This is a genomic window from Tsukamurella sputi, from assembly GCF_007858445.1.
Taxonomy (GTDB): domain Bacteria; phylum Actinomycetota; class Actinomycetes; order Mycobacteriales; family Mycobacteriaceae; genus Tsukamurella; species Tsukamurella sputi.
This window is the reverse complement of the sequence record NZ_VIGV01000004.1, coordinates 484,662-501,641: the sequence shown is the minus strand read 5'-3', so window position 1 is coordinate 501,641 and position 16,980 is coordinate 484,662. Positions and strand designations below refer to the sequence as shown.

General features: G+C 71.5%; 22 protein-coding genes. 10 read left to right on the top strand and 12 right to left on the bottom strand.

Features of this window, described 5'->3' with window-relative positions; translation table 11 throughout:
• Positions 1-26 precede the first annotated feature (26 nt).
• Together FK268_RS15425 and FK268_RS15420 are read left to right on the top strand one after the other, a co-directional pair.
• On the top strand, positions 27-1,214 hold the full coding sequence (locus FK268_RS15425) for an FAD-dependent monooxygenase (protein ID WP_146435564.1): 1,188 nt from the start codon (positions 27-29) through the stop codon (positions 1,212-1,214).
• A 116-nt stretch (positions 1,215-1,330) separates the two neighbouring features.
• Positions 1,331-2,329, top strand: a complete 999-nt coding sequence (locus tag FK268_RS15420) for an ArsR/SmtB family transcription factor (RefSeq protein ID WP_146435562.1) — start codon at positions 1,331-1,333, stop codon at positions 2,327-2,329.
• A 17-nt stretch (positions 2,330-2,346) separates the two neighbouring features.
• Here FK268_RS15420 and FK268_RS15415 read toward each other — a convergent pair whose 3' ends face one another.
• Positions 2,347-2,553, bottom strand: a complete 207-nt coding sequence (locus tag FK268_RS15415) for a hypothetical protein (RefSeq protein ID WP_146435560.1) — start codon at positions 2,551-2,553, stop codon at positions 2,347-2,349.
• Positions 2,554-2,729: 176 nt separating this feature from the next.
• Here FK268_RS15415 and FK268_RS15410 point away from each other — a divergent pair, with 176 nt between their 5' ends.
• The 3 genes from FK268_RS15410 to FK268_RS15400 all read left to right on the top strand — a co-directional run bounded on the left by FK268_RS15410 (position 2,730) and on the right by FK268_RS15400 (position 4,998).
• The gene (locus tag FK268_RS15410; RefSeq protein WP_146435558.1) at positions 2,730-3,368 is read left to right on the top strand and encodes an HAD-IA family hydrolase; all 639 of its coding nucleotides are present in this window, start codon (positions 2,730-2,732) and stop codon (positions 3,366-3,368) included.
• A gap of 65 nt (positions 3,369-3,433) precedes the next feature.
• The gene (locus FK268_RS15405; protein ID WP_231707099.1) at positions 3,434-4,012 is read left to right on the top strand and encodes an RNA polymerase sigma factor; all 579 of its coding nucleotides are present in this window, start codon (positions 3,434-3,436) and stop codon (positions 4,010-4,012) included.
• The gene (locus FK268_RS15400) at positions 4,009-4,998 is read left to right on the top strand and encodes a DUF4349 domain-containing protein (protein ID WP_146435556.1); all 990 of its coding nucleotides are present in this window, start codon (positions 4,009-4,011) and stop codon (positions 4,996-4,998) included. The genes FK268_RS15405 and FK268_RS15400 overlap by 4 nt, the downstream gene beginning before the upstream one ends.
• A gap of 10 nt (positions 4,999-5,008) precedes the next feature.
• On the opposite strand, the gene FK268_RS15395 is transcribed toward FK268_RS15400, so the two are convergent.
• The 3 genes from FK268_RS15395 to FK268_RS15385 are packed head-to-tail and all read right to left on the bottom strand — an operon-like array spanning position 5,009 to position 7,605.
• Positions 5,009-5,410, bottom strand: coding sequence for a PaaI family thioesterase (locus tag FK268_RS15395; protein WP_146435554.1), 402 nt, complete (start codon positions 5,408-5,410; stop codon positions 5,009-5,011).
• 24 nt (positions 5,411-5,434) lie between these two features.
• Positions 5,435-6,406: a DUF5995 family protein gene (locus FK268_RS15390; protein ID WP_146435552.1), complete on the bottom strand. Its 972-nt coding sequence runs from the start codon at positions 6,404-6,406 to the stop codon at positions 5,435-5,437.
• Positions 6,407-6,411: 5 nt separating this feature from the next.
• The gene (locus FK268_RS15385) at positions 6,412-7,605 is read right to left on the bottom strand and encodes an NAD(P)/FAD-dependent oxidoreductase (RefSeq protein ID WP_146435550.1); all 1,194 of its coding nucleotides are present in this window, start codon (positions 7,603-7,605) and stop codon (positions 6,412-6,414) included.
• A gap of 105 nt (positions 7,606-7,710) precedes the next feature.
• On the opposite strand from FK268_RS15385, the gene FK268_RS15380 reads away from it, so the two are divergent.
• Positions 7,711-8,064 carry a Fe-S protein gene (locus FK268_RS15380; protein WP_146435549.1) on the top strand — a complete coding sequence of 118 codons (354 nt, stop codon included), beginning with the start codon at positions 7,711-7,713 and terminating at the stop codon, positions 8,062-8,064.
• On the opposite strand, the gene FK268_RS15375 is transcribed toward FK268_RS15380, so the two are convergent.
• Complete coding sequence (locus FK268_RS15375; protein WP_158636127.1) at positions 8,054-8,461, bottom strand: MerR family transcriptional regulator; 408 nt, start codon at positions 8,459-8,461, stop codon at positions 8,054-8,056. The genes FK268_RS15380 and FK268_RS15375 overlap by 11 nt on opposite strands.
• A gap of 9 nt (positions 8,462-8,470) precedes the next feature.
• On the opposite strand from FK268_RS15375, the gene FK268_RS15370 reads away from it, so the two are divergent.
• Together FK268_RS15370 and FK268_RS15365 are read left to right on the top strand one after the other, a co-directional pair.
• Entirely contained in the window at positions 8,471-9,100 is a 630-nt protein-coding gene (locus FK268_RS15370; RefSeq protein WP_146435545.1) for an NAD(P)H-dependent oxidoreductase, read from the top strand.
• Positions 9,101-9,177: 77 nt separating this feature from the next.
• Positions 9,178-9,642 carry a DUF8021 domain-containing protein gene (locus tag FK268_RS15365; RefSeq protein ID WP_146435543.1) on the top strand — a complete coding sequence of 155 codons (465 nt, stop codon included), beginning with the start codon at positions 9,178-9,180 and terminating at the stop codon, positions 9,640-9,642.
• A gap of 3 nt (positions 9,643-9,645) precedes the next feature.
• On the opposite strand, the gene FK268_RS15360 is transcribed toward FK268_RS15365, so the two are convergent.
• The 5 genes from FK268_RS15360 to FK268_RS15340 form a co-directional block, all read right to left on the bottom strand.
• Complete coding sequence (locus tag FK268_RS15360) at positions 9,646-10,269, bottom strand: maleylpyruvate isomerase family mycothiol-dependent enzyme (protein WP_146435541.1); 624 nt, start codon at positions 10,267-10,269, stop codon at positions 9,646-9,648.
• Between the two features lie 43 nt (positions 10,270-10,312).
• Entirely contained in the window at positions 10,313-10,879 is a 567-nt protein-coding gene (locus FK268_RS15355) for a DUF1707 SHOCT-like domain-containing protein (RefSeq protein ID WP_146435539.1), read from the bottom strand.
• 36 nt (positions 10,880-10,915) lie between these two features.
• Positions 10,916-12,103, bottom strand: coding sequence for an RNA polymerase sigma factor (locus tag FK268_RS15350; RefSeq protein WP_146435894.1), 1,188 nt, complete (start codon positions 12,101-12,103; stop codon positions 10,916-10,918).
• Positions 12,103-12,498: a YciI family protein gene (locus FK268_RS15345; protein WP_146435537.1), complete on the bottom strand. Its 396-nt coding sequence runs from the start codon at positions 12,496-12,498 to the stop codon at positions 12,103-12,105. The genes FK268_RS15350 and FK268_RS15345 overlap by 1 nt, the downstream gene beginning before the upstream one ends.
• A 90-nt stretch (positions 12,499-12,588) precedes the next feature.
• On the bottom strand, positions 12,589-13,281 hold the full coding sequence (locus tag FK268_RS15340; protein WP_146435535.1) for a type 1 glutamine amidotransferase domain-containing protein: 693 nt from the start codon (positions 13,279-13,281) through the stop codon (positions 12,589-12,591).
• Between the two features lie 94 nt (positions 13,282-13,375).
• Between FK268_RS15340 and FK268_RS15335 the strand changes: the two genes are divergently transcribed.
• Complete coding sequence (locus tag FK268_RS15335) at positions 13,376-13,819, top strand: MarR family winged helix-turn-helix transcriptional regulator (RefSeq protein ID WP_146435533.1); 444 nt, start codon at positions 13,376-13,378, stop codon at positions 13,817-13,819.
• On the opposite strand, the gene FK268_RS15330 is transcribed toward FK268_RS15335, so the two are convergent.
• Together FK268_RS15330 and FK268_RS15325 are read right to left on the bottom strand one after the other, a co-directional pair.
• Positions 13,816-14,265, bottom strand: coding sequence for an acetyltransferase (locus tag FK268_RS15330; protein WP_146435531.1), 450 nt, complete (start codon positions 14,263-14,265; stop codon positions 13,816-13,818). The two genes, FK268_RS15335 and FK268_RS15330, sit on opposite strands and share 4 nt — an antisense overlap.
• Before the next feature lie 43 nt (positions 14,266-14,308).
• Positions 14,309-15,457, bottom strand: coding sequence for a helix-turn-helix transcriptional regulator (locus FK268_RS15325; protein ID WP_146435529.1), 1,149 nt, complete (start codon positions 15,455-15,457; stop codon positions 14,309-14,311).
• Positions 15,458-15,613: 156 nt separating this feature from the next.
• Between FK268_RS15325 and FK268_RS15320 the strand changes: the two genes are divergently transcribed.
• Positions 15,614-16,969 carry an FAD-binding oxidoreductase gene (locus FK268_RS15320; protein WP_146435527.1) on the top strand — a complete coding sequence of 452 codons (1,356 nt, stop codon included), beginning with the start codon at positions 15,614-15,616 and terminating at the stop codon, positions 16,967-16,969.
• Positions 16,970-16,980 lie beyond the last annotated feature (11 nt).

Sequence of the window (16,980 nt, the reverse complement as noted above, 5' to 3'; positions counted from 1 at the left end):
GAACAGACGCTCAAACTGGAGGAGCCATGCCGGACCACGTCGACACAGATCCACGCCGTCTCAGGATCGTCATCGCCGGAGCCGGCATCGCGGGCCTCGCCGCGGCGCTGCGCCTGCATCGCGACGGACACGAGGTCCTGATCGCAGAGCGCGCCCCTGCACGGCGCACCGGTGGCTACCTCATCAATCTCCTCGGGACCGGCTTCGATGCGGCGGAGAGCCTGGGGCTGGTGCCCGCGCTCCGCGACCGGGACCAGGGAATCTTCACCTCGGTCCTGGTACGCGCCGACGGCAGCACGAAGCTCACCATGCCCACCGCGCTCGCCGAGCAGTCACTCGGCGATCGAGCACTCACCCTCTTCCGCGGCGACCTCGAGGAAGCGCTCCACGAGGCCGTCGCCGGGACGGTGGAGATCCGATTCGGCACGGTCGTCACCGCGGTCGACCACCTCGAGGACGCCGCCCGCGTGACGCTGAGCGACGGCACCGTCCACGACGCCGATCTGCTCATCGGGGCGGACGGCCTGCACTCCGGGATCCGAGACCTCGTCTTCGGCCCTGCGGAGGCGTTCGTGCGCGATCTGGGGCACGCGGTTGCCGCGTTCCCGCTGGACACTGCACCGGAGGCACTGCCGAAACAGACCGCGGCTACGTTCATCGACGTCGGCCGGACCGCCGCCGTCTTCCGGCCCCGCACCCACGCCCCCTCCGCGTTCTTCACCTACCGCACCGCGACAGCGGCGGACGACGCCGCAGGTTCTCCCGCGGACGCCCTCGCTCGCCACTTCGGCGATCTCCGCGGCCCCGTCCACGAGGCGATGCGCCACGCCGCCCGGACGGACGGCGCGTACTCCGATTCCGTGAGCCAGGTCGTCATGGAGTCGTGGAGCCGCGGGAACGTCGCCCTGGTCGGCGACTCCGCGTGGTGCGTCTCGCTGTTCGCCGGTCACGGCGCGGGCCTCGCCCTGGCGGGTGCCGACCGGCTGGGGCGGAGCCTCTCGGCTCACCCCGGCAGGATCGGCGCGGCGCTCGACGCGTGGGAGGCGGACCTGCGCGATGACGTCGCGACGCGCCAGCGCCAGGCGCGCACGGGAATGGCCCGGTTCGCCCCACCGAGCAGCCTGCATCTCGGGGTGCAGAACCTGATGATCCGCGCCCTCACGGCGCCGGTGATCGGGCCGGCCTTCTTGCGGCTGATGAGCCGAGCGAGATAGCCACCCGCCTCCTCGGGAGTAGGCAGGTGCACACGAATCCCGGGAACCGTGGCTGACACCGCCACGTCACGAACCGGGGGCGGCTGGAGCGGCGACCGGCCTAAACTGGGCGTCTCATGCTCACCTATGTGCTGGACGTCCGCGACCTCTCGGACGTGCGTTTCGTGCTGGCGCCGATGAACGAGACCTCGCTCAGCCTGTTCCACCTGAACACGACGCACGAGAGTTCCGCGCATCTGCAGCGGTGGCGCAGCAACGCGCAGGCCCAGCGCGACCGGTACGACCATCGACTCGTCAGCGCGTTGGTGGCACCGTCGGGTAACGCGATCCCTGATTTCCTCACCCCGATGCCCGAGCTCGGCGTCTCACGCCCCTCGCTCGACGAGGGGCTCGCCGCGATCGCCGCGACGGACCCCGAACTGATCCACACGCAGCTGGACGAGTTGCGAGAGGGCGGCGATCCGTCACCGGCTCTGGCGCGGCTGCTGGAGGATCCGGAGCGCGCCGGGCCGCGCATCGCTGGGGCGCTGGAGCGCTACCACCGAGTGGTGATCGCCCCCATCTGGCCGTCGGTGAATCGGATCCTGGAGTCGGATGTCACGTTCCGCGGAAGGGAGCTCGCGATCGGCGGACCGACGCAGCTCTTCGCCTCGCTCAACCCGAACCTGACGTGGGACCGCGACGGGCGGCTGCGCCTGGACCTCGCGTACGGCCGAGGATCGGGCGAATACGCCTCTGCGGGGCGGGGTCTCACCCTGATTCCCAGCGTCTTCCTCACGCGACTGGTGAGTGCGCACTCACCGGAGACGGCGGCGCCGCACGCCGGCTATCCGGCACGGGGCAGCGCGACACTCATGGAGTCGATGCGCGCGGTACCGCCGGGAGCGCTGCGACGGCTGATCGGCGGAGCGAAGGCGGACGTGCTGCACGCCCTGGACGAGCCGGTGGCCGTCAGCGAGCTGGCGCGACGGCTGGAGGTGACACCGTCGGCGGCGTCGCAGAGCCTGAAGGTCCTGCACGAGAACGGGCTGGTCGATCGTGCCAGGAGCGGGCGCGAAGTGCTCTATCGGCGCACGCCCGACGGCGACCGGCTGGTGCACGGCCACCGCTCCTGAGGGTGTTCGGGAAGGGACTAGAAGCGCAGCGCGGCGGGGCCGGTGTACTCGGGGTGCGCCGAGACGAAGCGCTGGAGGGCGGCACGGATGCCCGCGGCGGCGAATCCGCTACGGGGCGCGGCGGTCGGCTTCGCGGCGTCCTCGTGGATGTCGGCGAGGCGGGCGTAGACGGTGCCGGCGGTCGGGTCGGCGGTGAGGCTCTTGAAATCACGGTAGCTGGTCATGACCACTAGTGAACCGGCCGTCGCGGCCCGGCGCCAATGTTTAAGCGATGACCTAAATTGTGACCGGGAACACGCTGTGCCGTAACGCTTCTCCGAGCAGCCCTTCGTCGACCGCCGCGCGCCCGTATGGTGGGGCGCACAAGCCCACTCGCACAGGCCCACTCGAAGGAGGCTCCATGCTGACCGGTCGCGCTCTGCTGCTGGACATGGACGGCACGCTGGTCGACTCGCACGCCGTCGTCGAGCGCTGCTGGACGAGGTGGGCCCGCGAGAAGGGCCTCGATCCGGCGGAGGTGCTCGCGGTCGCGCACGGGCGCCAGGGGCACGCCACGATGGCGGCACTGCTCCCCGACCGGCCCGCGGAGGTCAACCTCGCCGAGAACCGTCTCCTCCTCGCGCAGGAGACGGCCGATACCGACGGCATCGTGCCCGTCGCCGGGGCGCCCGCCTTCCTCGCCTCGCTCGACGGTGCGCCGCACGCCCTCGTGACCTCCGCCGACGTCGCGCTCGCCACCGCGCGCATGGGCGCCGCGGGACTGCCGTTGCCGCAGGTCCGGGTGACCGCCGAGGACGTGCGCGCGAGCAAGCCCGATCCCGAGGGCTTCCTCCGCGGTGCATCTCTGCTGGGCGTCGAGCCCACCGAATGCATCGTCTTCGAGGACTCCGAGGCCGGGATCGCCGCCGGGAAGGCCGCGGGAATGCGCGTCGTCGGCGTGGGGTCCGCCTCCGCGCGCTTCTCCCCCGACGCCCAGGTCGACGACCTCGCGCAGGTGACGGTCACCGTCGACGACGCCGGTATCCACCTGAGCTTCTAGAGCCCCGACGTTCCGAGATTCCGAATCCGTGAGACGGTGGCGCACCCCGCCGACATAGAAGGGGTGTGACGTCCACGATGACCGCCCAGGAGCCCCCGGACCGGACCCTCCTCGCCCGCGCCGCGGGCGGCGACGGCTCCGCGTTCGCGGCGATCCACGACCGCCACGTGCGCCCCGTCTACTGGCAGGCGTACTCCGTACTGCGCGACGCCGACGCCGCGCAGGAGGTCGCCCAGGACACCTTCCTCACACTGTGGCGCCGGATCGACTCGGTCCGGATAGTCGATGAATCGGTTCTGCCGTGGCTGCTCACCACCGCGCGGTACACCGCGCTGAATGCGGGCAGGCGCCTGTCGGCGGTCCAGGACAGATCGGCGCCGCTCGACGACGCCGAGCCACCGGGCGCCGCCCCCTCCCCGGAGGACGAGGTGCTCTCCGGCGAGATCCGCGCCGCCATCGCCGCTGCGGTGGCGGCACTGTCCCCCACCGATCGCCGCCTCTACCGGCTCTGCGTGGAGGACGAACAGACCTACGAGCGGGCCGCGGCCGAGGTGGGCGTGACCCACTCCGCCGTGCGCAACCGCGTCTCCCGGCTGCGCGGCCGCCTGCGCGCCGACCTGAGCACCCTGAGGGAGCAGTCATGACCACCCCGAACACGCTCGACGACGTCCTCACCGAGGACCGGCTCGCGGCGATGCGCTCCGCAGTGATGACCGAGGTCGGCGACGATCTGCAGGCGCGACGACGCAGGCGCACGCGCCGGACCGCCGGCATGGCCGCGGCCGCCGCGATCGCCGTCGTGGCCGTGGGCGGCGGTGTCCTGGCCGGCGTGCTGGGCGGCTCCGCCAGTGAGTCCGCCGCGCCGGCCCGGACCGAGACCGCCGTGGCTCCCGCGCCCGCAGCACCCGCCCGCACGGCGGGAGTCGCCGCACCGAACGCGGCGCCGAACGCGACGCCGACGGCACCGTCGACCCCGACCCCGATCACCAACAACCGGCAGGTGATCACCACGGGCACGATCGGGGTCACGAGCGCGGACCCGGCGGCGACGGCGAAGGACCTCGCGACCACTGTCGAGCGGTTCGATGGGCGGGTCGACGAACGCCGGGAGACCCGCGGCGACAACGCCTCCGCGACCCTGCGCCTGCGCCTGCCCAGCGAGCGGATCAGCGAATTGATCGACCGGGCCGGCGGGCTCGGGACCGTCGGAACGGTGCAGCTGCAGCACGACGACGTGACCGGCACCGTCGTGGACCTCGAGGCGCGTATCCGCGCGACCCAGGTCTCCGTGGACCGGTTGACCGCGATCCTCGCGAAGGCCGAGAGCACCGACCAGGTGATCGCCGCCGAGTCAGCGCTCACCTCGCGGCAACAGGAGCTCGAGAGCCTGCAGTCCCGCTGCGCCTCGATCGGCGATCAGGTGTCGCTCTCGACGGTGACGGTGACGATCACGAAGCCCCAGGTCACCGTGGATCGCTCCGGTTTCTCGGGCGGACTCCGCAACGGCTGGGACGCGCTCGTCGGCGCCGGGCGGTGGCTGCTCGTGATCGGCGGCGCCGTGCTGCCCTGGATGGCGCTCCTCGTGGTGCTGTACGGGATCTACCGGGGCGTCCGGCGGCTCCGGTCCTGAGCCGTTGTAACTAGGAGGGGACGATGAGCGCGCGGGCCGTGGCGAACCGGGGCCCGCGCGCACCGTCGACCTCGACGAAGAAGTCTGCCTCCGAGAAGCTCTGCTTACTACCGGGTTTGACCACTCGGCCGACGGCGAGGAAGGCCTCGCCCTGGGCGGGGCGCAGGAACTGCGTGTCCATCTGGGTGACGAGGCCGCCCGCGCCGGGGTGCATCGCGAGGGCGTAGCCGCAGGCGTTCTCCAGGACGCCCGCGATCAGCGCGGCGTGGAGGCCGCCGACGTTCTGGCACAGGTCGTCGCGGCGTTCGAGGCGGAGAACGACCTCCTCACGGTCGGCGCTGAGCACCTCGATCCCGGCCCAGCGGTTGAACGGCAGGGAGGCGTTGTAGCTGACGAGTTCCTCGAAGGTCACCCCTGCACTATCGCACCCCGCTGATCAGCGCCCGCTCGCGGCGAGCACGGGGGCGGGTGCGGGGCGTTGCGTCGGCGCGGGATTCGGCGCGGGGGCGCCCGGCGTGCCGAGGCCGCCGAGCCCCGACAGGACGTCGAAGGCGATCTCGCCGGTCTGCCACAGGGCGAGGATCTCGCCCTCTGTCGCGGGGCGGACACCGGGGTTCTGCAGCGCGAGCCCGTTCGCGAAGGTGAGGGTGTTGTAGCCGTCGTCGGCGGCCCGCAACATCAGGTTGGAGGCGACGCCCGCACCGACGACCCAGTCGAGCCCCTGGCCGAAGAAGTAGAAGGTCCACAGCCCCCACAGATCGGCGCCGTAGATCCGCTTGCTGCGCTCCGGGATCACATTGCCGTTCTTCGCGATCGAATCCACGACGCGGTAGAAGTCGCGCGCGTTCGCAGGGGTGCTCCGGGTCTGCGCGACCGTGTACGCGAGGTCGACGGTGATGTGCGCGTTGTAGCCCGCCATCGCCACCCGGCCGGCCGGCAGCTCGCAGCGCGCCGCCAGCCGGAAGTAGTTGCCCCACCACTGCGGCACGGCGCCGCCGGTCCACTGCGCGTGGACGGCGCGCAGGTAACGGCTGACCAGGTCGATCGACAAGGATTTCGTGTAGCGGGGATCGTCGAGGCCCGCCTCGTTCCGCTGCGTCGGGGTCACCGCGTCGCGGATAACGCCGTCCATGCCGACACCGAACAGGCCGCGGCGGTCGCGGTGCGCGGCCAGGATGTCGGCGATCCCGCGCTGCCGCACCGTGAGATCGTCCAAGCTCGCGAAGGTCGGCACGGTCGGGAGCGCGCGCGGGTCGGACAGCGCGATGATGCGCGCGTTCTCCGCGGGCGTCAGCGCGGTGCCGCAGTACGGCGACGGCGCCGCGCTCACCGGGGCGGCGAACAGCGAGACGCTGACGAGGGCGGCGGCGATCGTGCCGGCGACCCGCGCCGACCGTCGGGGCGTCATGGGTGTTAGACCTCCGCGAGCGGTACGCCGGGATCCGCGAGACGAGCCGCGTCGACCACCCGGCGGGACGTGATCAGCGCACGCACATCATCGCCCACGTCCCACACGTTCACGTTCATTCCGGCGAGGACGCGCCCCTCCGCCAGCCAGAAGGCCACGAATTCCAGCGCGTCCAGGTCGCCGCGGATCACCACGTCGTCGTAGCCGGTGGACAGGCCGAGGTACTCCATGCCGAGTTGGTACTGGTCGGTGAAGAAGTACGGGAGGCGGTCGTAGACCTCGGATCCGCCGAGAATGTTCGCCGCGGCGACGCGCGGCTGGTTGAGCGCGTTGGCCCAGTGCTCCACGCGGACCCGTCGGCCGACCGTCGGGTTCTCGGCGGCCGCGATGTCGCCGACGGCGAAGACGTGCGGGTCGGAGGTGCGCAGTCCGGCGTCGACGGCGACACCGCCCTCCGCTGTCTCCAGGCCGGCCTCGTCGGCGAACTCGATGTTGGGCATGGCGCCGATCCCGACGAGCACGGCGTCGGCCTCGATCGTGGTCCCGTCGTCGAGGACCAGGCCCCGACCGCCGGGTTCGACGGCGCGCACCCCGGTCCCGGTACGCAGGTCGACGCCGTGTGCGCGATGCAGGTCGGCGAAGACCTTGCCGAGCTCGGGGCCGAGCGCGCCGAGGAGCGGTTGCTCGGCGGGCTCGACGACGGTGACCTCCAGGCCTGCGCCGCGCGCGGCCGCGGCGGCCTCGAGCCCGATCCAGCCGGCACCGACGACGCCGAGGCGGCCGCCCTTCTCGAAGACCGTCCGCAGCGCGTCGCTGTCGTCGAGCGTCCGCAGATAGTGGACCCCGTCGGCCCCGGGCAGCGGCCGCGCACGGGAGCCGGTGGCGAGGATCAGATCGTCGTAGGGCACGGACTCGCCGGTGTCCAGGCCGACGGTGCGCGCCTCGCGGTCGAGCGAGACGGCGCGGACGCCTGTCCGCACAGTGACATCGTGATCGGCGTACCAGGCTGCGTCGAAGGTGAAGACGCTCTCACGGTCGGCCTTCCCCTGCAGATAGTCCTTGGACAGCGGAGGTCGCTCGTACGGCAGATGAGATTCGGCGCCGATGAGAACGACGGGACCGTCGTGGCCCAGATCCCTCAGCGCCTCGGCCGCTTTCGCGGCTGCAAGGCCTGCTCCGACGATAACGAGTGCACCCATGTCCTCGACCGTAGACCCGTCGGCGGGGACAGGGAACCCCTCGGCGCGCTCCGCGTGAATCCCGGTACCGCCTGCACGATTCGTCCGGTTCGTTACGCTGACCCCATGGAAGTACTACGCAACGTAATAGTTCTCGTGCACATCGTGGGCTTCGCGATCACCTTCGGCGGCTGGGTCGCTTCGGCGGCGTCGGGCCGGTTCCGTTTCGACCGGGTCATGGACTACGGCCTCCTCGTCTCCCTGATCACCGGCCTCGCTCTGGCGGCGCCGTGGCCGGCGGGGATCGAGCTGAACTACCCCAAGATCGGGATCAAGCTGGTGATCCTGCTGATCCTCGGCGGTCTCCTCGGCATGGGCAGCGCGCGCCAGAAGCGCACGGGCGAGGCCGTGCCGCGCGGGATGTTCTACGCCGCCGGCGTGCTGTCGCTGACCGCCGCAGGGCTCGCCGTCATCTGGTGATGCCGCGAACACCGACGACGTAGTCGCGGAGCTCGTCGAGCTTGGTCGCGGCGGCGACGAGCTGGGCGATCCGCTCGTCGAGCACGGTCCGACGCTCGGCGATGCGGAGGAGGGCGACGTCGAGCTCCCCGGACGCCTGGGGGCCGTCGCCGCAGACGATGCCGATCAGCTCGGCGGTCTCGGCCGCCGACAGTCCGGCCTCGATGAGGCATCGGGCGTCGGCGACGGTGCGCACGTCCTCTTCGGTGAAGATCCGGTAGCCATTGGACTCCCGGCCGGGCGCGAGGATCCCCGTCGCCTCGTAGTGCCGGATCATCCGCGGCGTCGCGCCCGTCCGCGCGCAGAGGTCGCGCATCCGGAGGCCGGGCTTGACTATGACATTGATGTCAGAGTTCATGCTCTCAGTATGACGAATCAGCAGCAGCTCCGCGCGGTCGTGGTCACCTCCCATCCCGACGCCGACTCCGCCACCGCACGGACCGCCCGCGCCGTCGCGCGCGGCCTGCTCCGCGGCGGATTCACCGAGGTCGAGCACCACGACCTCCTCGCCGAGGGCTTCGATCCGACGTTCGGCTCCGGCGACCACACCGCCTACCGCGACCGCTCGGCCGTCCCCGAGGACGTCCGGGCCGAGCAGCGACGCCTGGAGGCGTTCGACGCGATCGCGGTCGTCTTCCCCGTCTACTGGTGGGGACTCCCCGGCCCACTCAAGGGCTGGGTCGACCGCGTCTTCACGCGCGACTGGGCGTACGACGACACGGGCTCCGGCGCCGAGCTCGCCGCCCCGAAGCGGCTCTACTTCTTCCCGATCGGCGCCGTCGGCGAATCGACGTACCGCAAGCACGGTTACCTCGACGGCATGCGCGCCCAGCTGGTCGACGGCCTGGCGGGATACATGGGCGCCGTGGATTCCGATCTGTTCCTGCTGGTCGACGGCGAATCCGACGTCCCGGAACAGCACCTCGCCCGCGAACGCGCCGCCGAGGACGCCGGGGCGGCCGTCGCCGAGCGGGCACACGGTCGCGAGGCCGCCTGAGAGTCGATGCCGCGCTGCGTGAGGTGTCGTCGGCGTACTCGCAGGGGCGATGCCGTTACCGCGGTTACTGTGAGCGCATGGCCGCCCTTCACCGCCTCACGCCCGCCGTGATCCCCGTCCTCGCGGCAGCGGCGCTCGCCGCGCCCGCCTCGGCCGCAGATTGCACTCCCGCGCGCCAACTCGCCGCCGCGGACGCGTACATCGCCGCCCTCGGTGACCGCACCCTGGCCGGAGCGGTCCCCTTCGCTCCGAACGCGGTCCGGTTCGAGAACGGCCTGCAGACCGGATTCTCGGGTGAACAGCTGCGCGGGGATCTCGACCGGCACCTGCAGTACTCGATCATGGACGCACCGCGCGTCACGGCGCGCACCGTCGCCCCGGGCGGCGACCGCGACCTGCTCAACTACCGGTTCGTCGTGCCCGTCCGGATCGCGGGGCAGCGCATCGTCGACGCCCCGACCGATGAGGACTTCCGCATCCCCCGCAGCACGTGCCGCATCACCCGCATCGACGCGCGGATCACGATCGCTCCCGCGCGCTGAGCCTCAGGCCACGCGCTCGGCGAGCGTGGGCAGGCCCTCGCCGCTCAGTTCCTCAAGGGCGACGGTGCGCCCGCTCACGGCGAGCAGCAGGGACAGGAGCGGACCGGTCACCTCGGGCCCGTCGCCGAGCGTGACGTCGGCGTCGGTGGCGCGCAGCCGCAGTCCCGCGACGTGCTCCTTAGCCCCGCCCATGCCTTTACCCGTACGCGCCTGCAGCCGGAGCGCACGCTCGACTGCCTCCGTCGGGTAGTCACCGACGGCACCGAGCGGGCGGCGGATGTCCTCGCCGTGCACGACCACTTCGACGAGCCGCGTATCGAGCGGGGCGGGTGGGCCCGACGTGCGATCGGCGAGCGCACGGAACCGCTCGAGCATCTGCGGCGCCGGACCGAGTTCGCGATCGACCCCGTTCTGGTTGTCGCGGTCGAAGTCGAAGCGGGCGCGGAGCATTCCTGTGATGAAGCTCAGCCGGGTGGTGTCGGCGGTCGAGATCTGATGCGCCACGACATCGCGCACGCGCCACCCGGGACAGAGTGAGGGCGTGTCCCAGCGGGCATCGTCGACACCCTCCAGGAAGGTGATCAGGGCGCGGCGTTCCGCGTGGACCAGCTGCCAGACATCCGCCATGAGACTCCTTCGTCCGACTCACCGTAACGCGAGAACGGCCGGATCACCGGCGAAGTTGGATCGTGCTTCCGGCGGACGCGGAACCACGGAGTACGAGCAGTGGACCCGCGGCTCCATCGGGCGGACCGGCCTTGTCCTTGAGCGAGCTCCAGCCCGAATACCCCATCCCCGTCGCGTCCACACGCATGGTCGGGCTCAGGTGCAGCTTGAGCGTGCTCCAGGAGACCTGCACGTCGATCTCCACCCCGCCGTACGGGAAGTCGGCGCTGCGGAAGTCGATCTTCGCGGTGCCCGTGGAGCCGACGATGCGCATCCGCGCGGGCACCGTCCACACGCCCTTGCGGTGGACGGTCGACCACTCGATGTCCAATTCTTCGGGCGGACGGTCCGCTGCCTGCTCCGCGAGCGTGCGCGGGAAGAGGCGGTCCCGGATCGGGAGGTCGTTCACCAGCTCCTGCAGTTCCCCGCGATTCGACGCCCGATAGGCCTCGTGCGTGCGCTGGTCGAACTCCTCCACCGTGAGGTACCCGGTCGCCATCGCCTCACCGAGGAGCTCGACGGCCCGCTGTCGTTCGGGGTCGCCCACCCGGATCCCATCGCTGTCCGCCATGCGCCCGACCCTAGCGATTCCGTCCGGAATCCGCCGTTATGGACCGACTCCACGGGCGCGGCGCCGCAGATGATCGCGCTCCGCGGGGTCCGTCGTGAGGGACACCGCTTTGTCGTACGCAGCCTCTGCCGATGGATCGCCGGCGCGCTGCAGCAGGTGCGCGCGCAGCGCCCACGCGGCCTGCAGCCGCTCCGTACCGTCCACCGCGTCGAGCTCCGCCAGACCGGCACGCGCACCGTCGATCTCGGCGACGACGGCGGCCCGAGCGACGGCGGCCCCGCGGGTCGGGGCGAGGGCGACGAGGGAGTCGTAGAGGGAGCGCAGATTCGCCCAGTCAGGAGGCTCCCCTGGCCGCCGCGCGCAATGCACGGCACCGATCGCCGCCTCCAGCTGGAACCGGCCGACGGTGCCGAGCGCATGCGCGGCCCGCAGGTGCCGGTGGCCCGCGGCGATCAAGTCACGGTCCCACCGTCCCGGATCCTGCTGCGGCAGTGGGACGTATTTCCCGTCCTCGTCGACGCGGGCCGGCAGGCGGGCACTGGAGAGGTACATAAGCGCGGTGAGACCGTGCGCCTCGGCGACCGACGGAGCGGCGGCGGCGATGGTTCCGCCGAGGCCGAGCAGCAGCGCGTGCCGCTCCCGCGGGGGCGTCGGCCATTCGATGGCGTAAGAGCCGTAGACGGCCTCCAGGACCGGGCTGAGCCGTTCGGCGAGCCGCCCGTTCTCCGGCACCGCGAAGGGGATGCGATCGCGCGCGATCCGCTTCTTCGCACGCGTGAGGCGTGCGGCCATCGTCGCGGTGGGGATCAGGAACGCCGCCCCGATCCGTTCGGCGGTGAAACCCAGGACGGTGTTGAGCATGAGCGGCACACTCGCGTCCGCGAGGTCGGGGTGCGCGCAGACGAGGAGCAGCTGCAGCCGTCGGTCGGGAACGGCGCCGGGGGCGGGAGAGTCGTGTACGGCCTCGTCGAAGAGGACGGACGTGCGCTCCGCGGCGGAGCGCCACCTGTCGCGCTGACGGTTCCGCGCCACGGTGAGCAGCCAGGCGTCCGGGTCGGCGGGCACACCGTCGAGCGGCCACCGCGTGAGGGCCCGCTCGAAGGCGTCCGCGAGAGCGTCCTCCGCGGCGGCGACGTCGTGCGTACGCGCGGCGAGGAGCGCCAGCAGCCGGCCGTACGAGGTGCGGGCGGCGGTCTCCGCCCGCACCTGCGCGTGGGCGTCCATCAGTCCGTGCAGGCGTTGGCGTTCCAGATGCCCTCGTCGCACGCCGCGGCGACCTTGCGGACCTCGATCACCGCGTACTGGGTGGCGGGGTGCTTCTCCGCCCAGGCGATCGCGGCGTCCTGGTCCGGCACGTCGAGCAGGAAGACGCCGGCGAGCGCCTCCCGGGTGTCGGCGAATGGGCCGTCCTGGATGCGCAGGTCACCGTCACGGCGGGTGACGGTGACCGTCCGCGCCTGCGGTTCCAGGATCTCAGCGCTGACGAGCACGCCCGCGGCCTGCAGCGCGGCGGTGTAATCCGCCATCGCTCGCTGCATCTGCAGCATGGCCTCCACCGGCACGTCGGGGTTGTCGCCCTCGCCGGGCTCGGCGTTGTTGAGCAGTAGTGCGTAATGCATGATTCCTCCTGATGTCCACTGTGCCCCAGGGGCGGGGCACAGTGATGACGATCGGGGCGACGCGGAATCGACAGCCGCCAGGATTTCTTTTCAGCGGGTCGCGAGCAGGGCCAGCACACCCTCGGCGACGGGGTGCGCGCTGGCCGGGTTCTGACCGGTCACGACGGTGCCGTCGGTGACGGCGAACGGGGCCCAGGCCTCATCGGCCTCGACGTAGGTGGCGCCGCGCTCGGCGATCCGCTCCTCGAGGTTGAACGGAACGATGGCCTCGAGACCCGCCAGCACCTCCTCATTCCAGGAGAATCCGGCGATCCGGCGGCCGGCGATGAGCGGCGCACCGTCGGCCTTGGTGGCACCGAGCAGGCCCGCGGTGCCGTGGCAGACGGCGGAGACGATCTTGCCCGCCTCGTCGAACTCGCGCAGCAGGGCCGCCAGGCGCTCGTCGGTCGGGAAGTCGAACATCACGCCGTGCCCGCCGGTGAGGTAGATCGCGTCGAAGTCCGTGGCGTCGACATCGCTGAGCGACGGCGTGTTCCGCAGCCGGTCCATGAAGGCGGGGTCGTCGTAGCGGGCGCGCGTGCCGCCCTGCGCCAGGACCTCGTGACTGAGCGACTCGGGGTCGATCGGCACGAAGCCACCGTCGATGCTCGCGATGACGGTGGTGTGGCCCGCCGCTTCGACGGCGTCCACGAAGTGAGTGAGTTCGCCCAGCCAGAGGCCGGTGCGGCGTCCGCTCACCGCGTAGGAGGGGACGCTGGTGGTGACGACCAGGATGCGGCTCATGATGTTCTCCTCGACATTGATTTGCTTGACAACTGAACCGTACCACAACTGATATGTATTTCAATCGATATGTCGCGCCTGCTAGCCTCACGGGATGGCGACGCACGAGGAGACCTGCGATTTCGGCTGGTCCGTGGGGGTGTTGAACAAGGCCTACGCGGAAGCGGTGGCCCCGATCCTCGACCGGATCCCCCGCGGGGTACGCGGCTATCAGACGCTCTACGCCGCCGCGACCTACGACCTGCCCACGCAGCTGGCGCTCGCCGAGTACCTCCTCATCGACAAGTCCGTGATGCCGTACGTCGTCGACGACCTCGTCGAGGCGGGGCTGGTGCGCCGCGATCCCTCGCCGACCGACCGCCGGGCACGCCGCGTCGTCCCCACCGATGCGGGACTCGCGACGCTGCGCGAAGTCGGGGTCGCGGTGGCTGCCGCCGAGGCGGATCTGCTCGGGCCGCTGTCGCCCGATGATGCCGAGGCGCTGCGACGCGCGGTCGCGATCGTCGCGCGGGCCTCGCGCGACAGCTGCGCCGGTTAGGCCGAACCGAGAGCCAGGTGCAGGAGGGGGTACGGCAGTCCGTCGCCGTCGGTCTCGCTCCGGCCGGTCACGGTGAAGCCGCTGTGCGCGTAGAAGCCGACGGCCTGATCGTTCTGCTCGTTCACGTCGACGGTGCGCACGCCCTGCTCAAGGATCGCGTGGCCGAGGAGCGTTCGCCCGACGCCGCCGCCACGGGCGTCGGCGTGAACGAACAACATCGCGAGGTCCTCCCCCGCGGTCCCCGAGAAGCCGGCCACGGCACCGTCGACCTCCGCGACCGTGAGCCGGACCTGCGGGAAGTAGTCACTCGCGAGGCGTGCCTCGATGGCGTCGCGGTCGGCATCGGCGAGGAAGTGGTGCGTCGCGTCGACGGAGCTCCGCCAGACCTGCACGAGCGCGGGATAGTCGGCGTCGGATCCGTCGCGGAGGGTGATCACCCCGGTCATTCTTCCAGGTCCGCCCGGTCGCTCTCGTCCGCCGGGCGTCCGCTCAGGGTGCGGCCTCGACGGCCGGCGCGAAGAATCCGTTCGGCATGGTCTCCGCGCCCATGCGGGGAACGTATTGATCGAAGTAGATCCGCGCGATGAGCTCACGCCGGCTGCGGACCCCGGCCTTGGCGAACACGGATTTGAGATGGTCCTGCACGGTGTATCCCGACAGGTGGAGAGCGGCGGCGATCTCCTTGGTATCGCAGCCCTGCAACACCATCCGCGTGACGTCTCGTTCGCGTTGCGTGAGCCCGAAGGCCGCCACCACCAGTGCGACGATCTCGGGCGGGCGGGCCTCCTCGATCGTGACCACGACATCGCCCGTCGCGCCGTCGCGGCAGTCCATCGGCGAGGCGTGCAACACCAGCCAGTGCCCCGACGGGGTGCGCACCCGCGCCCGCGGGAGCGGCGCGCCCGACGTATCGCCAGCACGGCGCGCAGCGGCGGCGAGTCCGATGACCAGACCGCGCGGGTCACCGTCGTGAACCGTGGTGGCGAGGGTGCGCAGCAGGGCCTCCGCGCCACGGCTGATCTGGGAGATCTCGCCGGCCGAGTCCACCATCACGACCGCGGGACCGTTGTTCGACAGGTCCTCCCCCGTGCCCGCGCCGAGGCGCGTGAGGATGCCGCCGCGCACACCGCGGGCGAAGGATTCCGACAGGCTGCCGAGGAAGTCCACGTCGTCATCGGAGAAGCGAGCGGCGCCGCCCCGGAAAACCGCGAGGCAGCCCCACACGCCGGCGGAGTCGCGGAAGACGAGCCGCGCCTCGTCCGCGAAGCCGTACACGGGGCGCATCAGCCGGTTCATCCGCGGCGAGGAGGCGATGACCTCACGCGGCAACTGCAGCATGGACACCGCGCGCACGTTCTCGAACGCCAGAGAGCGGAACGAGGTCGATTCCGCCGCACCGTATTCCAGAGTTCCCCACAGCATGTCGTGGTCGTGATTGGCCACGAGCGATCCGTACTTGCGGGCGCTGGTGAGCATCAGCGACGCAGGATCATGGGTGCCGACGCACGCACCCACCCACGGCACGGCCCGCCGGACCGCGGTGACGGCCTCGGACAGGAAGTCGTCGATTCCGAGGCCCGCACGGGAGAGCACCTCCACGTCGCCGCGGACCCGCTCGGCGGTGAGGCTGGCGATCATCGCCCCAGTATCCTCCGCCGTTGGCACCAGGGGAATCCCATCTTTCTGGGGTACCGGTTTCCCCGCCGTCGCGGGATGGTCCGCGCGCCGCGCGGGCGCCACGCTTGCACGTGCGACCGCCACCCGGCGGTACGCGGAAGATGAAGGAATCACACCATGATCCACCCCGTCGATCTCTCCCCCGTCGTCCAGTCCGGCCCCGTCCACCTCCCCGGGCAGCTGGAGTACTCGATCGCCACCACCCCGTGGAACGTGGCCGTAGCGCAGCAGCCGGCGCTCGTCGGCGTGCCCCGCAGCGAGGGGGAACTGGTCACCATGGTCAGAGAGGCCGTCGCACACGGTCTGCGCATCGCCCCGCAGAGCACCGGGCACGCCGCCTCGGCCCTGACCCCCGATGCACTCGACGGCGCACTTCTGTTGCGAGTGCACGAATACACCGGCGTCACCGTCGATCCCGTTCGGCGCACCGCGCGGATCGTCGGCGGGACGCTCTGGCGGGACGTGCTGGCGACCTGCGCTCCGCACGGGCTCACCGCGCTCCACGGGAGCGCGGGCGACGTCTCCGCGATCGGCTTCCTGCTCGGCGGCGGCCTCTCTTTCTACAGCCGCGCCCACGGCCTCGGCACGTCCGCCGTCCGCGCCTTTGACGTGGTGACCTCCGACGGCGACGTGCGCCGGGCATCGTCGGAGGAGAACCCGGACCTGTTCTGGGCACTGAAGGGCGGCGGAGGCAGCTTCGGCACGGTGATCGCCGTCGAGATCGATCTCCTGCCGTTTACCGACGTGGTCGCGGGGATGATGCTGTGGGACATCGGCGCTGCCGCGCAGATCGTCCCCGCGTGGATCGCGTGGTCCGCGAACGCGCCGGAGACCGCGACCACCTCGCTCCGCCTGATGAACTTCCCGCCCCTGCCCGAACTGCCGGACTTCCTGCGCGGCCGCAGGCTCGTGGTGATCGACGGTGCGGTGCTCGCGGACGACGACGCGGCGGCCGAGATCCTGGCGCCCCTGCGCGATCTCGCACCCGAGATGGACACCGTCGGGCGGATCCCCGCCGCGGCGCTCCTCGCCGTGCACATGGACCCGCCCGGCCCCACGCCGACGGTGACCGATCACGCCCTGCTCGGGCCGCTCACCGCCGAAGCCGCCGGAGCATTCGTCGACGCGGGGACCGCCGCGGACAGTTCACTGATGTTCGCCGAATTGCGCCATCTCGGCGGGGCGCTGGCTCGCCCGATCGACGCGGCGCTCGACCGGGTGGACGGCGACTACGCGCTGTTCACGGCCTCCATCGCCGCGACGCCCGAGCTCGCGGCCCGCGGGCTCGCCGACACCTCGGCAGTGGTGTCGGCCATGGGGCCGTGGTCCACGGGGCGTGCGCTGAGCAACTTCGACGAACGCCCGCGCAGTGGCGCCGGCGCCTTCCCTGCCGACACCTACGCGCGGCTGCTGCGGATCCGGAAGGCGTACGACCCGCTCGGCGCGTGGGTCGCGGCACGGCCCGTCGAATAGCCCGGGGCTCG

Bases quoted from the DNA above. Each gene is read 5' to 3' on its own strand.
- FK268_RS15425 (WP_146435564.1), top strand. From the start codon at position 27: ATGCCGGACCACGTCGACACAGATCCACGCCGTCTCAGGATCGTCATC.
- FK268_RS15420 (WP_146435562.1), top strand. From the start codon at position 1,331: ATGCTCACCTATGTGCTGGACGTCCGCGACCTCTCGGACGTGCGTTTC.
- FK268_RS15415 (WP_146435560.1), bottom strand. From the start codon at position 2,553: ATGACCAGCTACCGTGATTTCAAGAGCCTCACCGCCGACCCGACCGCC.
- FK268_RS15410 (WP_146435558.1), top strand. From the start codon at position 2,730: ATGCTGACCGGTCGCGCTCTGCTGCTGGACATGGACGGCACGCTGGTC.
- FK268_RS15400 (WP_146435556.1), top strand. From the start codon at position 4,009: ATGACCACCCCGAACACGCTCGACGACGTCCTCACCGAGGACCGGCTC.
- FK268_RS15390 (WP_146435552.1), bottom strand. From the start codon at position 6,406: ATGACGCCCCGACGGTCGGCGCGGGTCGCCGGCACGATCGCCGCCGCC.
- FK268_RS15385 (WP_146435550.1), bottom strand. From the start codon at position 7,605: ATGGGTGCACTCGTTATCGTCGGAGCAGGCCTTGCAGCCGCGAAAGCG.
- FK268_RS15380 (WP_146435549.1), top strand. From the start codon at position 7,711: ATGGAAGTACTACGCAACGTAATAGTTCTCGTGCACATCGTGGGCTTC.
- FK268_RS15375 (WP_158636127.1), bottom strand. From the start codon at position 8,461: ATGAACTCTGACATCAATGTCATAGTCAAGCCCGGCCTCCGGATGCGC.
- FK268_RS15370 (WP_146435545.1), top strand. From the start codon at position 8,471: ATGACGAATCAGCAGCAGCTCCGCGCGGTCGTGGTCACCTCCCATCCC.
- FK268_RS15365 (WP_146435543.1), top strand. From the start codon at position 9,178: ATGGCCGCCCTTCACCGCCTCACGCCCGCCGTGATCCCCGTCCTCGCG.
- FK268_RS15360 (WP_146435541.1), bottom strand. From the start codon at position 10,269: ATGGCGGATGTCTGGCAGCTGGTCCACGCGGAACGCCGCGCCCTGATC.
- FK268_RS15355 (WP_146435539.1), bottom strand. From the start codon at position 10,879: ATGGCGGACAGCGATGGGATCCGGGTGGGCGACCCCGAACGACAGCGG.
- FK268_RS15350 (WP_146435894.1), bottom strand. From the start codon at position 12,103: ATGGACGCCCACGCGCAGGTGCGGGCGGAGACCGCCGCCCGCACCTCG.
- FK268_RS15345 (WP_146435537.1), bottom strand. From the start codon at position 12,498: ATGCATTACGCACTACTGCTCAACAACGCCGAGCCCGGCGAGGGCGAC.
- FK268_RS15340 (WP_146435535.1), bottom strand. From the start codon at position 13,281: ATGAGCCGCATCCTGGTCGTCACCACCAGCGTCCCCTCCTACGCGGTG.
- FK268_RS15335 (WP_146435533.1), top strand. From the start codon at position 13,376: ATGGCGACGCACGAGGAGACCTGCGATTTCGGCTGGTCCGTGGGGGTG.
- FK268_RS15330 (WP_146435531.1), bottom strand. From the start codon at position 14,265: ATGACCGGGGTGATCACCCTCCGCGACGGATCCGACGCCGACTATCCC.
- FK268_RS15325 (WP_146435529.1), bottom strand. From the start codon at position 15,457: ATGATCGCCAGCCTCACCGCCGAGCGGGTCCGCGGCGACGTGGAGGTG.
- FK268_RS15320 (WP_146435527.1), top strand. From the start codon at position 15,614: ATGATCCACCCCGTCGATCTCTCCCCCGTCGTCCAGTCCGGCCCCGTC.